The sequence below is a fragment of the Ekhidna sp. genome, assembly GCF_040220215.1.
Taxonomy (GTDB): Bacteria; Bacteroidota; Bacteroidia; order Cytophagales; family Cyclobacteriaceae; genus Ekhidna.
On record NZ_JAVJTR010000011.1, the window covers coordinates 486,391 to 501,453 of the forward strand.

Consider the following 15,063-nt stretch of genomic DNA (forward strand, 5'->3'; position numbering starts at 1 on the left):
CGCTATGCCAAAGTAGAAGCTGATAACAAATAGTGCTAACTTTAAATTAATTTTAATTTTTACTGACGAATCGACAGCATGCGCCTGAATTTCCATCGCCATATTGGACTTTTTTTAGTTCTAAGTACTTTTTGGGTGACTGCCCAAAGAGGCGGTAAGGAAGTGCAGATAGTCACTGATTCCGTTCCGAAAGATGCTGTTTTCAATGCATATGAATTTAAGGGAATCAATAAATATCCCGAATATTTTAACAAACAGAAATTAGAGCGGATCATTGAGCTGGATAGAGCTGAAAAATGGGAAGAACTATACGGAGCACTAAAAGACTATGTAAGTCGTTTTGGTATTCGAAATTTCTATAAAGATACAAAGCTAATTTGGCGGCTTGCCAAAATGACGGAACTCTTTGGTGATCCTGATGAAGCTAAAACACTCTATAGAATGGTGCTTCGTCATCACTATCAAGGTATCAATATTAAAGAAATTGAGCTGTATTATGACTCCCTGAACCGACAAGCCGCCGAGCAGTTCGTACCTATCGACTACTACTATGAACTTGTTGAGCATAGAAAATTAATTGATACCCTGCAGCCTCCAAGAGGAGTTCTTTTGAATATGGGCATGCTGGTGAATAGCTCCAGTGCAGATTATGGGCCTTCTCTCAATATTCATAATGATATTTTAGTCTTTACCTCAAAACGCAAGAAAGTGGATGAAACAATTCGATTCAGGGAGGATGAGGATCTGTTTTTTAGTCATAAGGATCCTTATGGAACCTGGTCAAAAGCTAAGCCAATTGAAAAATTAAACTCACATTATAATGAAGGTTCACCATGCCTGAGCGGGGACGGGAAAACTTTGGTTTTCTCTAGGTGTGATTCCCCAGACTCATATGGGGATTGTGATCTATTCATTGCCAAGTTGCAAGAGGATAGCACATGGACAAGACCAGAAAATTTAGGCGTTAGTGTAAATAGTTTGGCCTGGGACTCTCATCCGGCACTTTCCCATGCTGGAGATACTTTATTTTTCGCTTCAGACCGGTTAGGCGGATTCGGCCTATCTGATATTTATTATACAGTAAAAGATGAAAAAGGAAGATGGTCAGCAGCTCTGAATATGGGCCCGGTCATCAATACTCGTCAGAATGACGTGAGTCCATTTTACCATCCGGTTTACGAGGTGTTATATTTCAGCTCTCAAGGACAACTGTACAATTTTGGGGAATTTGATATTTATAAGGCTTACCATGTCAATGGCTATTGGACAGAGCCTCAAAATATTGGGCCATTGGTAAATGGTCGAGGAAGTGAGTTCTATTTTACTATTGACTCTGAATCTGAGTTACTTTTTTATGCACGTTCGTCCACCAGGGATTTGAATAAACAAGACATTTATTCATTTCCGCTTCCAATGGAGGCACAGCCGGAAGCAACCACTACAGTTACAGGAACACTAACCGATTCGCTTACCGGAGTGCCATTTCAGGGAATTGTGTCCATTATTGATTTGGAGAAGGGCAATGAAGTTGCACCCAAATTTCTTAAGTCTGACGGCTCATTTGAATTTGACTTAATTAATCAACGGAAATACCTTCTGGTTCTTCAGGGGGACGATTTCTTCAGAATTGAAGAAGTCTTCTATCTCGACGGTCCGATGGAGCTAAACAAGGTCACAGAACCTCTGGCCTCAAAAATGAAGTTTGAATCCATCGAATTTGATGTAGGGAAGGCAGAATTGAAAACGGAAATGTATGCTGATTTAAATAAGGTTGTCAACTTTTTATACGACAACCCTGACTTTAAACTTCGTATATCCGGTCATACGGATTCTGTTGGAGATCCCGCGAAGAACCTCCAACTTTCTAAGGAGAGAGCCCAGAATATCAGGGACTACATTGTGATTTTTGCTGGTATCATTAAGGAGCGAGTAGAAGCTGAAGGATATGGTGATACCAAGCCTATCATTGCAAATGAGGTCACTGAAGCAGACCGAAAACTGAACCGCCGAGTTGAATTTGAAATCTATAGAGAAGCTCCTCCAACACCAGAGTCAGAGGAGTCAGACAATGATTTTTAGAATAAGCTAATGGTATCGTTGATGATCACAAAAGCCATCAACGATAGTAGAATGACCATCCCTACTTTTTGAGCATTTTCAAGGAATCGATCCGATGGTTTTCTGCCGGTTACTATTTCCCATGTCAAGAACATAACATGCCCACCATCTAAAGCGGGAATTGGCAAGAAGTTCATGAAAGCAAGAACCATAGAAAGCAATCCTACTATTCTCCAGAAGTTGTTCCAATCCCAGGTGCCTCCAAAAAATGTAGCAATTCTGATAGGTCCTGACAAGGACTTTCTAACATCCACATCGCCGGCAATCATCTTCTGAAATCCCTTAATATTGAGCCATACGACAGCAAATGCATTGTAGGTTCCTTCGTTAATAGCTTCACCAAAAGTAAAATCGCGAGTCACATAATTTAGCTCCCTGTATTGATAAAAACCGATCGTGCCATCTTCACTCACTGGTATTTCCAGATCAATTTTTTCACCGCTCCTAAGAATTTCAAAAGAAGCAACTTCTCCTTTAAGTCCCTCTAGTGAGGTACTCAGCTCATCAAAATATTTGATCGGCTCTGCATTAATGCCAACAATTCTATCCCCGTCTTTAAGGCCTGCCTTATCGGCATTACTTCCCGGCATAACCGACTCTACGTAAAATGGCCACCTGGGAATAATAACGTTTTCTCGATTTTTCTTATCAGCGAATTTGTCAATGAAATCATTTGGCATCTCCACTTTGACTTCTTGTCCATCTCTCAATACGGTATAGTAATTATCAGAACCAAGCAAAAGGTCAGGGCTTAACAGATCCGAGAATCTTGAATATTCTTTACCATTTATTGACAGTACCTTGTCTCCTGTTTTGAATCCAAGCTGTTCGCCTAAATCATAGGCAACAATACCATGCTTATTTAATTCTTCTTTTGGCAAAAAAGCTTCACCGTTTGCTAAAGCAAGGCCAATGAAAATAATGATTCCGGTAACCACATTTACAATGATCCCGCCCATCATCACTATTAGTCTTTGCCAGGCTGGTTTTGCCCTGAACTCATAGGGCTCTGGCTCAGCGCTCATGCTCTTTGTATCCAAAGATTCATCGATCATCCCAGTGATTTTCACAAATCCGCCTAATGGAATAGCTCCAATTGAATATTCGGTCTCACCAATTTGCTTTCCCCAGATTTTCGGGGGGAAACCAATTGAGAACTTCTCCACACGCATTCCGAAGGCCTTGGCAGCCACCATATGCCCCCATTCATGCACTCCCACCAAGATTGACAGCCCCAAAAGAAGCTGCGCTACCATTATTAAAGTTTCCATTATCGTATCAATTCGAGCGCCCGGGCCCTTGTTTCTTTGTCAGTTTGAATAAAATCGTCTAATTCCGGGTTGCGAATATAGCTCACCTTTTTCAGGCAGCTTTCAATCACATCTGAAATCTCGAGGAAACCAACCTTATCCTCTAGAAATCCTTGAACAGCAATTTCGTTTGCAGCGTTCAAAATACATGGTTGATTTCCACCTTCTTTAGCAACTTCAAAAGCAAGTCCAAGGTTACGAAAAGTTTTTATGTCCGGTTTTTCAAAAGTCAATTCAGGATAGTTTATAAAATCAAACCTGGGGTAATCAGCTTTTAGCCTTGCAGGATATGACATGGCATACTGTATTGGTACACGCATATCAGGAAATCCCATTTGTGCCTTCATTGATCCGTCTTCAAACTGAACTATTGAATGAATAATAGATTGAGGATGCACTACCACTTCAATTTGATCCAGGGAAACTCCGAACAGCCACTTTGCCTCAATTACTTCGAGACCTTTGTTCATCATAGTGGCCGAATCAATCGTGATCTTCGCTCCCATATCCCAGTTTGGGTGTTTCAAAGCTTGTTCCTTTGTCACAGAAGCAAGCAATTTCCGATTCTTACCTCTAAAAGGACCACCGGAAGCAGTCAGAATCAACTTTTCGATTGGGTTCTGGAATTCTCCAACAATGCATTGAAAAATTGCTGAATGCTCGGAATCAACAGGTAAAATATTTACACCTCTTTCCTGAGCAAGCTTTGTTATCATTTCACCCGCTACTACCAGTGTTTCTTTATTAGCCAACGCAATTGTTTTACCGGCATTTATAGCCCTTATGGTTGGGAGCAATCCGGAGTATCCAACAAGCGCAGTTAATACCATATCAATTGATTCCATTTCCACAACAGAAGCAAGCGCATTTACACCAGCATAGACCTTGATATCATGCGGATCCAATGCATCAAATACTTGCTGATATAATGCTTCATTAGCAATAACCACACAGTTTGGTTTAACCTCAAGCGCCTGAGTAATTAAGAGGTCGGCACTATTTTGAGCTGTCAATACTTCTACCTGGAAATGATCCGGATGCCTTCTTATCACATCCAAAGCTTGTGTTCCTATTGAACCTGTAGAGCCAAGAATGGCTATATTTCTTTTCTTCATTTTCAACTTTCTTCACACCTTCCTTTACGAGGTGACCGGCAAAGGTAAGAGTTTGCATTTTTTAACAGTCCTATGGATCAATTTTTGCGACGATTCAGTTTAATTTCAAGCAAACTTCAACAAATGACCATGAAGACAATAAAGACAATAGCACTTGGCCTGATAGCAGGAATGTGTGGAGCACTGCTTGTAGATAGATTTACCAAAAAGAAAGAAAGTGAAGAATTTGTCCAACAGCCAATCGTGGAGGAATCGCCTACTCCTCAAATCAGCACGGTTTCCTATCCATCAAAAGTACCTAATGAAAATTTTGTTGAGGCCTCAGAGAAAAGCACTGGAAGCGTCGTTTTCATCCAAACACTCAGTGAGATAGAATATAGAACTGGGGGATGGATGGATTGGTTTTTCGAGCCAAGATCTTCACAGCGTGTTGGAAGTGGTTCAGGAGTTGTCTTCTCAAATGATGGATACATTGTTACCAACAATCATGTGATTATGGATGCTGATGAAATTACAGTGATTGCAGGTAAAAAAAGTTTTCAGGCTGAGCTCATCGGAAGAGATCCGAGTACGGATTTAGCAGTTGTAAAAATAAATTCCGGTGAGCTACCTGTCATTGAAAAGGGTGATTCTGAACAAGTGAAAGTAGGTGAATGGGTTCTGGCAGTTGGTAATCCTTTTAATCTCACATCAACGGTTACAGCTGGGATAGTAAGTGCAAAAGGGCGTAACATCAATATCCTGCGTGACAAATTTCCGATCGAAAGTTTCATACAAACAGATGCTGCGATTAATCCTGGAAATAGTGGCGGGGCATTGGTCAACTCTGCAGGTAAACTCATTGGAATTAATACGGCTATTCTTTCAAGGACAGGATCTTATGCCGGATATGGGTTCGCAATTCCGGTCAATATTGTAAAGAAAGTGTTCAATGATCTTGTGAAATATGGCGAGGTGCAGAAGGCTTTTACTGGTGCTGACTTCATTGATATTGACAGTGAGCTAGCCTCAAGAATAGGCATTGAAGACTTAGATGGGGTATTAATTACTGAGGTGAAGGATGGGAGTGCCGCTGACAAAGCAGGCTTGAGAAAGCGTGATGTCATACGAAAAGTAAGCGGGAAGCAAATAAATAATAAAGCAAACCTTGAGGAGTTGATTGCAAAAAGCTATCCTGGAGATAAACTGAATATGCTTGTGGAGCGTGATAATGAAATGCTTAATAAGGAATTGATTTTGACAAATCGCGATGGGACTACCTCCATCATAAAAAGAGATATCTATTTTGCAGAAGACCTTGAAGCTACATTCGAAAGTGTGTCGAAAGTTGAGCGGGACTTACTTGGAATCAATAGCGGTGTAAAAGTGATTGATTACAAGATTAATGGCTTTTTTGCGGGGCTTGGAATTCCTAAAGGTTTTATTATCACCCGGATCAACAACAAAGAAATAGACAAGCCAGAAGAGCTTGCCAAAATCCTTGAAAATATCAGAGGACGATTTGATGTAATCGGAATAGACGAAAGAGGAAGAAAAGTGTACTTTCCGTTTAGACGTTAAGCCGTACGCATTTTCAGCTTTTTCTTCAATTCATCTACAGAATATCTGAATTTCGCATCAGTGTCCATCATGTCATTTACTGACTGAAGGGCATGAATCACTGTACTATGATCTCTTCCTCCAAAATGATACCCTATTGATTTTAGGGAATGATTGGTGTAATCTTTGGAAAAATACATCGCAACCTGACGAGCGATCACTATTTCCTTTTTGCGAGTTTTCGCTTTCAGATCATCCTGGCCTACATGGAAATAGTCAGAAACTGTTTTTTGGATGTAATCAATCCCAACCTCTGAATCAATTTCTTTCACGATGTTCTTAAGTACCCTCTTAGCCAGCTCAAGGTCTACCTCAACACGCATTAGTGAGGCATGGGCAATCAGTGAAACAATCACTCCTTCCAGCTCCCGGATATTGGTGTCGACCGTATAGGCAATATATTCGATCACCTCTTCCGGAATGTGAATGCCATCTTCCTGAATCTTTCGTTGGATAATGGCCATTCTGGTTTCAAAAGCAGGCTGTTGAAGATCGGCAGTAAGACCCCATTTAAATCTGGAAACCAAACGCTCTTGCAGGCCTTTCAGGTCTTTAGGTGCACAATCGCTTGTCATTACGATCTGCTTTCCGGATTGATGAAGGTGATTAAATATATGAAAGAAGATTTCCTGTGTCTTTTCCTTATCTCTCAAAAACTGAACATCATCGAGAATAAGAATATCCACTCCTCTATAATAAGAGATGAAGCTCTGAACATTATTATTCTTTAACGAATCAATAAATTGATTCGTGAATTTTTCAGAAGCCACGTATATGATTTTCTTCGATGCATCTTCCTTTTTGATGTGATTGCCAATCGCTTGCACCAAATGTGTTTTGCCCAAACCTACTCCACCATAAATCATAAGAGGATTGAATGAAGTAATCCCCGGCTTTTTCGCAACAGCATATCCAGCAGAACGTCCTAGTCTATTGCAATCCCCTTCAATAAAATTATCAAATAAGTAAGTGGGATTTAAATTATTTTCATTCTTAAGATCGTCGATAAATGCAGTATTGATGCCATTAGCATTACTTCCATTCCTATCAGCTAGGTGGTTGATTTTCAGGGAGGTGGGCTGAGTTTTCTTTGATTCTTCGTTTTCTACAACAACAGAATATTCCAATCTTGCATCCTCCCCCATCTCCTTGGCAATCGCCTCTTTTAGGATATGAACATAGTGCTCTTCTAACCACTCATAGAAAAACTGACTGGGGACTTGAATAGTAAGAACGTTACCCTCTGACTTTAAAGGGTTTATCGGTTCAAACCAAGTGCTAAAGCTTTGGCTTGGAATCCGCTCTTTTATATACTCAAGGCAGTTTTTCCATATTAATTCATGCATTTTCGATTAGCGTTATAAGTGGTTTATATTGGCTTAGGTGACCCTCTCATTTTCGGAAAGGGCATCAAATATGTTTGATTTTTTTTTCTTAAAAAAATGGATTTACCCCTTGACTTTTTCAAATAGTTTCCTATGTTCTAATAACAGCATTTTCAATTGAAAATTCTTTAAAAAATACAATTTTTCTTAAGGTGCTGTTTCTGGTCTAATTTCGTGAATTATTCATTGCAAAAGCTACCATTTTGAAAGATCTTAACTTAGATATATTTCCAGCAACAAATAAGGAACAGTGGAAGCAATTGGCTGAAAAACAGCTTAAGGGAGCTGATCCTGACAGAGAGTTGACCTGGAAAAACAATGCAGAAATTAACCTCGAGGCTTACTATGATACCAGCGATCTTGACGACCTGAAATATTTGCAAGACTACTTTGAAGGCATTGGGTCACACAAGTGGAAACTTTATGAGGAAGTAGAAGTAGATGATGAAAAAAATACCAACAAAAATATTCTAAAAGCATTAATGGGTGGTTGTGATGGAATCATTCTTAAAGTGAACGAGGATGTTGATTTTGAATCAGCTTTAAAAAATGTGGACAGGGATATTTGTGATATCGCTATACGCTCATCTAAATCCTTTGATTTAAGGGGAATTAATGGCTTCCTTAGTGCTCCAGAGGGGAATTGCTTTGAATCACCTATTTCAACGAACCCGATTTCTCAAATATCATCGATACTAAAAGGCCTTTCGGACAAAACTCATATTTACCGCACTGCCTACTCAGATTTCTTTTTGGAAATTTCTTCGCTTCGGGCTTTAAGATTTTTATTGAATCGATCTGATGTTCAAATTCACACAAACGTACCTAAACACAAATCTGATGAACATCAATGGTTTGTTAACACAACCGCCGGTCTCGCCAGTATTTTAGGTGGTACTCATTCTATCGATTTTTCAACAGTCACCGGGGATTCAAGGATTAGTAGAAATACAGGTAACCTGATTCGTGAAGAAAGTGGAATTGAAGAATATTCAGATCAGTGCGGTGGGTCTTACTATGTAGAAGTTTTGACAGACAGAATTATTCAAGAGGTAAAAGAAAAGCTGAAATAATGAAAGAAATAAAGTTTTTACAGGAGGGATTTTCAGCTGGAGCACCACCTTTTCTACGGGGGCCATACGCCACTATGTATACTTCTCGTCCATGGACTATTCGCCAATATGCCGGTTTTAGTACAGCAGAAGAATCCAATGCCTTCTACAGAAGAAATCTTGCAGCCGGCCAAAAAGGACTGTCAGTTGCTTTTGACTTAGCCACACATCGTGGGTATGATAGTGACAATCCTCGTGTAAAAGGAGATGTAGGAAAGGCAGGAGTAGCTATTGATTCGGTGGAGGATATGAAAATCCTCTTCGATCAGATACCACTGGATAAAATGTCCGTCTCGATGACCATGAATGGCGCAGTAATTCCGATAATGGCCTTTTTCATTGTAGCTGCTGAAGAGCAAGGTGTATCACCGGAACTACTCACCGGAACTATTCAAAATGACATTTTGAAGGAGTTTATGGTGCGGAACACCTATATATACCCACCAGCTCAATCGATGAGAATCATTGCTGACATCTTCAAGTATACCTCTCAGAAAATGCCCAAGTTTAACTCCATTAGCATCAGTGGATACCATATGCATGAAGCTGGAGCCACTGCGGAATTGGAAATGGCATTTACGCTTGCTGACGGACTGGAGTATGTGAGAACTGGGATAAAAGCGGGAATAGATATTGATTCTTTCGCTCCACGGCTTTCTTTTTTCTGGGGAATTGGAATGAATTTCTTTACCGAGATAGCCAAAATGAGAGCTGCGCGGGTATTGTGGGCACGAATAATCAAAGAATTCAACCCTAAGAATGAAAAGTCCATGGCGTTGAGGACCCACAGTCAGACTTCAGGCTATAGCTTAACAGCCCAGGATCCCTATAATAATGTGGCTAGAACTACCATTGAAGCACTTGCTGCAGTCCTCGGACACACCCAATCACTACATACCAATGCCTTGGATGAAGCTATTGCATTGCCAACCGACTTCTCGGCTAAAATTGCCAGAAACACTCAAATTTATTTGCAGGAAGAAACCAATGTAACCAAAGTGGTGGATCCGATGGGCGGATCGAAGCATGTTGAGAAGCTGACTCACGATTTAATTGGGAATAGCTGGAAAATCATACAGGAAGTTGAAGAAATGGGTGGCATGTCAAAAGCCATTGAGGCAGGATACCCGAAAATGAAAATAGAAGAAGCTGCAGCTCAAAAACAAGCTCGAATTGATTCAGGTGAAGAATCTATCATTGGAGTAAATAAATTTATCACCGATGAAAAAACAGAGATGGAGCTACTGGTTGTGGACAATAATCAGGTTCGAAAAAAGCAAATAGATCGAATCAATAGTGTCAAATCTTCCAGAAATGAGGATAATGCTCAACTTGCATTAAAAAACCTTGAAGAAGGAGCGAAATCAAACGGAAACCTATTGGAATTGGCCATAGATGCCGCTCGAGAGCGTGCCACACTTGGCGAAATTTCGCTGGCTATGGAAAAAGTTTTTGGTAGATTTCAGGCCACAAATCGAACTATATCCGGCGTGTATTCATCTGCAATTAAAAATAATGAAGACTTCAAGAAAGCACTCGAGCTTTCGGATAAGTTTGAAGAATTTGATGGTAGACGTCCACGAATAATGATCGCTAAAATGGGACAAGACGGACATGACCGTGGAGCCAAAGTGATTGCAACCTCCTTTGCCGACCTAGGATTTGATGTAGATATTGGGCCGTTATTTCAAACCCCTGAAGAGGTCGCAAAGCAAGCCATTGAAAACGATGTGCATATTGTTGGAGCTTCATCCCTGGCTGGTGGCCACCAAACATTAATTCCAGAATTGATAGAAGAGTTGAAAAAACAAGGACGTGGAGATATTTTAGTTGTAGCAGGTGGTATTATTCCTGAAAGTGATCATGAAGGACTGCTTTCAAAAGGGGTTACAGACATCTTTGGTCCAGGTACAATCATATCTAAAGCAGCAATTAGAATTCTTAACAAAATGATGAGCTGATAGTTCTCGCTTTTTCGATAACTTTATTCGATAGAAAATCCAATTTGAAAATGAAATATTTCCAAACCGCCATAGTGGTAGTGCTGTTGTTATGCTACACCACTACAAATGCACAATATCAAAAGTACATTGAGAAAGCCGACGAAAAATACGAATCGGGTGATTATTCGAAGGCCAGAAAACAAATTGAAAAGCTAAAAAAGAAAGCTACCAAAAGCTTAAGCTACAATAACCCATACAATGCTATTGGTCTTGTGAAAGAAGCTAAAATCAATGTTGGGCTGGGGGAACTGGTCAGTGTCATGAAACCATTAGAGGAAGCAATCACTATGAGCGAGCAAGTGAATGGTGTTGAAAGTGCGGAACATGGTTTCATATTAATGGAAGCCGCTGGTGTACTTATCTCTTATGGAAATTTTAAAACGGCTGGTGAGTTTATATCAAAAGCAGCTACCGCTTTCGAGGCTTCAGGATCATTAATTGAAGATATTCAAGCAGAGCTGGATGTGAAGAGGGCTCAGGTGTTGTCTGGAAAAGGTTTCTACAGAGATGCCATTAAATTGGTAAATCAGCAAACCAACTATTATTTACAAAGAGCAATGTCATCTGCCGGTGACAAGGATGAGCAGGAAGAGAGAAAGGAAGAGTTTGCTAAGATGATGATCGTAAAAGCCAACTCACTTAGGCACATGGGAGATTATCAGTCAGCAGATTCTGCATTTATTACTAACCTGCAATGGGTTGATGATAACCTGAAGAAAAGTCACTTGCTATGGTCACAAAATGCATTTTTGAATGCTAAACTCTTAGAAGAAAACGGATTGTCTATTGACGCTCAGGCGAAACTGTATGAGGATGCATACATCTGGGCGGTAAGAAAGTATGATCTATCACACAATACAGTAATGACCATGCAGGCAAATCTGATGCGGGCTTACTATCGGAATGGACAAAATGCCCGACTAAAAATAACCGCTGCAGATTTCAAAAAATCACTTAGAGAGTTTGATAAAACCAGTGTTTTCAACCTGGCTGAAGATAAGATGGATTTGACCTTTGATCTAGCCGATCAGGACATTAGAAGGATGGAGGATAAGATTAATAAGATGCTCGCTAGTCCAACCATTCCCGAGTTCCACTCAGAGCGAATAGAGTTGCTAGAGTTAGCTAAAAGGGTTGCGTTGTATGCTGGACGGCATAAAAATACTGAAGCTTATGATACAGAAATTCTTAAGATCAAGGAGTTTTTACTAGGCTCAGATGCCCCGGAATACCACTTAAGTAAAGTAGGACTCGCTAATTACTACGTCGACTATACGGATAAATTTACTGAGGCAAAGGAAATCTATGATAAGAGTTTCCATGAAATTGTAGAGCCGGAAATAACCAAAGGGCATTTTGAATACCTGAACATCATGAATCACCTGGCAAAATTTTACCAGGAAACTGACAACTATGGCAAAGCTTCTGAAATCCTGGATGATGCTTTGTTGGCTGCTCGGATAAAGTTTGACAATCAGGATATTGAATATGGAAAAGAACTTGAAAAGATAGCAGGTCTTCAAATTAGTATTGGTGAATATGAAAAGGCAACCAAGAATATCGATGAGGCTATTCGAATAATAGGAAATGTCAAAACCGATGAAGCTAAAAGCTACCTCGGTTCTGCTTTCATTACCAAAGCAAAATTGCTTACAATCAAAGGAGAGTATGACGAGGCAGAGGATCATATTTATGATTCTGAGGACTTGCGTAGGTCCGGGGCACTTACTACGGATGCATCTGGCCTGAGCTTTCAGGATGATTTAGGAGGATTATATACAAGCATTGGTAGATATTCGGATGCTGCAGAGTTGCTGAACGAGTCTTTAAAAGAAAAAACAGATCAATTTGGAAATACAAGTCGTCACCTCAATCAAACACTTGTGCTCAATGCAAGATTAAACCTGATAAAAGGTGATTATACTGCGGCAGAACAACAGGCTAGAAGAGCTAATACAATTTCTACAAGCATTTTTGGAGAAACATCATCAAAAGTAGTTCCTTCCATACTCCAGTTGGCAGATGTTTACACCATGATTGGTGACTATGATAAGGCTGAAACCTTGCTAAAAAACGCGATCAAAATCCAAAAAGACAAGTTTGGCCCTGAGCACGTGGATGTCGGGAACTCAACATCAAAACTGGCACTTGTGTATTTTTATCAAGATAAGCCACTCCCTCAGATTCAAACTTTATTTCAGGAAGCAGAAAATATCATTGGTAAAAAGCTAGGGTCAAGTAATCCAACGTACGCTGAGATTTTAAAGAACATGGCAATAGCCAACATTGCTGCAGGCAATTACTCGCTCGCCTTCACCTATCTCAATCAGGCTGAAGCAATTTGGAAGAAAAAAATAGGTAAGCGAAACAACATTAACGCAGCTACTGCATTGGTATTAAAAGGTGATATTTTTTACAAGCAGAAAAACTATGCGCAAGCAGAGGATTATTATGAAGACGCCCAAAAGCAATATCAGCGCGTATTCAACAATACACACCCGGAGTATGTGAAGGTTCAGTCAAAACTAAGCAAGACCTATTTCATGCAAGCCAATTATAAAAATGCTCAAAGTGAAATGGAAGCTGTTTTGGCTAACTATAAGAACTTTATTCGGGAATATTTTCCTGCCCTAAGTGAGCGTGAAAAAGCAAAGTTTTGGAATACCATAAAAGGCGATTATGAGTTTTACAATACGCTGATTGTAAGTAGGAACAGAAGTTCAAAATATATCGGCGAAATGTATAACAACGCCCTTCTGACGAAAGCCTTGCTACTTAACTCCTCCATTAAGGTTCGTCAGCGAATCATGAATAGCAATGACGAAGAACTCATTGATATGTACACCAAATGGGTTGATGACAAAGAACTCCTAACAGCTGCTTTGTCCATGAGCACTCAGGATTTAGTGGAAAATGGTATTGACCCTGTTAAACTTTCTAATGACGTTGAGTTACTGGAAAAGAATATAAGTTTAAAATCGGAGCTATTCTCCCAAAGTGCTGATAGCAGGCAGGTTTTATGGGAGGATGTGAAGAGCGCATTAGGCGAGAATGAAGTAGCCATAGAAATGGTGCGATTCAGGGTTTTTGATCATGTATTTACTGACTCAGTGATGTATGCTTTGCTTTATGTAAAAGGTAATCCAAGATCAGAACCTAAAATGATCCTCTTGGAAAATGGAAAGGATCTTGAGAGTAAGTACTTGAAAACGTACCGCAATAGTATTAAGTACAAGATCGAGGATAAGTATTCTTATGAATCATACTGGAAACCTATTCAGGATGAAGTTGGTGCCGTATCTACTTTGTACCTTTCTCCGGATGGGGTTTATAACCAAATTAATCTGGAAGCCATACCTACACCGGATGGAAAATATGTGCTTGACAACTCCAACATCCTGTTGATTAGTAATACAAAGGACCTTTTCATGAACAAAATCAGGACAAAAGTGGTGGCTGAAAAGGAGTATGCCATGATGTTCGGAAATCCTCAATTCTATCTGCAAACCCAACCCGGACAGCCTTTAGCGACTTCAGGTTTGACCAGAGCTACTGCTGAAGTAGTGAGTCCGCTCCCAGGAACAAAAGCAGAAATTGAAGAACTGAATGAACTTCTGGTTAGAAAAGGGTGGAGTATTGATAAGTTCACAGAGATACAAGCCAGTGAGACTTCTATTAAAGAAGTATCAAATCCAAGAGTGTTCCATGTGGCCACCCATGGTTTCTTTAAAGAGGCCCCCAAAGCAGCAAACCTGGATCAGGAGTATAACGAAACTGCAGCTTATGACAACCCGCTTTTAAAGACTGGCCTTCTACTTGCGGGTGCAGGAGATATCCTGAATCAAACGCAGTATAACTACAATGTTGACAATGGGATTCTAACAGCTTATGAAGCAATGAACCTGACCCTTGATCAGACAGATTTAGTGGTACTCTCAGCTTGTGAAACAGGACTTGGTGAGGTACAAGCAGGTGAAGGGGTTTATGGACTCCAGAGAGCTTTCCTTGTCGCTGGAGCACGTACGATCGTCATGTCCCTCTTTAAAGTAAGTGATGAAGCCACTCAGCAACTGATGGTGAAGTTCTATAGAAAGTGGATTGAGACCGGAAACAAACGTCAGGCATTCATTGATGCGAAGAAAGAAATACGAAACGAATATCGTGATCCAATCTACTGGGGTCCATTCGTGATGATTGGATTGGATTAAGAATCATTAAAAATCAGATAAGAAGGACACTCAATTGGGTGTCCTTTTTTTATATCCGGTTATTCATTGGGCACTCTTTACAAAAGAGCATTAGAGAGCTAAAAAAACTGAGCTTAAGTTTAAGCGATTGTCACGTAATAGAAACCCAATAGAAAGGATGTTTAGGGTGTGGATAATGCGAATCACTTAGATTTTTCACATTCCTTAAGTGCC

At 40.1% G+C, this 15,063-nt stretch carries 8 protein-coding genes; 5 read left to right on the forward strand and 3 right to left on the reverse strand.

What is annotated here, in order from left to right; translation table 11 throughout:
* Window positions 1-135 precede the first annotated feature (135 nt).
* Window positions 136-2,079 (forward strand): OmpA family protein, encoded by a 1,944-nt coding sequence (locus RIC88_RS06605; protein ID WP_350216723.1) that lies wholly within the window; start codon window positions 136-138, stop codon window positions 2,077-2,079.
* On the opposite strand, the gene rseP is transcribed toward RIC88_RS06605, so the two are convergent.
* Both rseP and RIC88_RS06615 read right to left on the reverse strand, forming a co-directional pair.
* On the reverse strand, window positions 2,076-3,389 hold the full coding sequence (gene rseP, locus RIC88_RS06610; RefSeq protein WP_350216725.1) for an RIP metalloprotease RseP: 1,314 nt from the start codon (window positions 3,387-3,389) through the stop codon (window positions 2,076-2,078). The genes RIC88_RS06605 and rseP overlap by 4 nt on opposite strands.
* The gene (locus RIC88_RS06615) at window positions 3,389-4,543 is read right to left on the reverse strand and encodes a 1-deoxy-D-xylulose-5-phosphate reductoisomerase (RefSeq protein ID WP_350216726.1); all 1,155 of its coding nucleotides are present in this window, start codon (window positions 4,541-4,543) and stop codon (window positions 3,389-3,391) included. Before RIC88_RS06615 ends, rseP begins: the two co-directional genes overlap by 1 nt.
* A gap of 129 nt (window positions 4,544-4,672) precedes the next feature.
* Here RIC88_RS06615 and RIC88_RS06620 point away from each other — a divergent pair, with 129 nt between their 5' ends.
* A complete protein-coding gene (locus tag RIC88_RS06620; RefSeq protein ID WP_350216727.1) occupies window positions 4,673-6,103 on the forward strand; it encodes a trypsin-like peptidase domain-containing protein in 1,431 nt (476 codons plus the stop codon).
* Here RIC88_RS06620 and dnaA read toward each other — a convergent pair.
* The gene (gene dnaA, locus RIC88_RS06625; RefSeq protein WP_350216728.1) at window positions 6,100-7,488 is read right to left on the reverse strand and encodes a chromosomal replication initiator protein DnaA; all 1,389 of its coding nucleotides are present in this window, start codon (window positions 7,486-7,488) and stop codon (window positions 6,100-6,102) included. The two genes, RIC88_RS06620 and dnaA, sit on opposite strands and share 4 nt — an antisense overlap.
* A gap of 242 nt (window positions 7,489-7,730) precedes the next feature.
* Here dnaA and RIC88_RS06630 point away from each other — a divergent pair, with 242 nt between their 5' ends.
* The 3 genes from RIC88_RS06630 to RIC88_RS06640 are packed head-to-tail and all read left to right on the forward strand — an operon-like array spanning window position 7,731 to window position 14,850.
* Window positions 7,731-8,600, forward strand: coding sequence for a methylmalonyl-CoA mutase family protein (locus RIC88_RS06630; RefSeq protein WP_350216729.1), 870 nt, complete (start codon window positions 7,731-7,733; stop codon window positions 8,598-8,600).
* A complete protein-coding gene (scpA, locus tag RIC88_RS06635; RefSeq protein WP_350216730.1) occupies window positions 8,600-10,600 on the forward strand; it encodes a methylmalonyl-CoA mutase in 2,001 nt (666 codons plus the stop codon). Before RIC88_RS06630 ends, scpA begins: the two co-directional genes overlap by 1 nt.
* Window positions 10,601-10,650: 50 nt before the next feature.
* Window positions 10,651-14,850 carry a CHAT domain-containing protein gene (locus RIC88_RS06640; protein ID WP_350216731.1) on the forward strand — a complete coding sequence of 1,400 codons (4,200 nt, stop codon included), beginning with the start codon at window positions 10,651-10,653 and terminating at the stop codon, window positions 14,848-14,850.
* The last annotated feature ends 213 nt before the right edge of the window (window positions 14,851-15,063 follow it).

Excerpts from the sequence above, each read along its gene's own strand:
- rseP (WP_350216725.1), bottom strand. The coding sequence starts at position 3,389 with ATGGAAACTTTAATAATGGTAGCGCAGCTTCTTTTGGGGCTGTCAATC.
- RIC88_RS06615 (WP_350216726.1), bottom strand. The coding sequence starts at position 4,543 with ATGAAGAAAAGAAATATAGCCATTCTTGGCTCTACAGGTTCAATAGGA.
- RIC88_RS06620 (WP_350216727.1), top strand. The coding sequence starts at position 4,673 with ATGAAGACAATAAAGACAATAGCACTTGGCCTGATAGCAGGAATGTGT.
- dnaA (WP_350216728.1), bottom strand. The coding sequence starts at position 7,488 with ATGCATGAATTAATATGGAAAAACTGCCTTGAGTATATAAAAGAGCGG.
- scpA (WP_350216730.1), top strand. The coding sequence starts at position 8,600 with ATGAAAGAAATAAAGTTTTTACAGGAGGGATTTTCAGCTGGAGCACCA.
- RIC88_RS06640 (WP_350216731.1), top strand. The coding sequence starts at position 10,651 with ATGAAATATTTCCAAACCGCCATAGTGGTAGTGCTGTTGTTATGCTAC.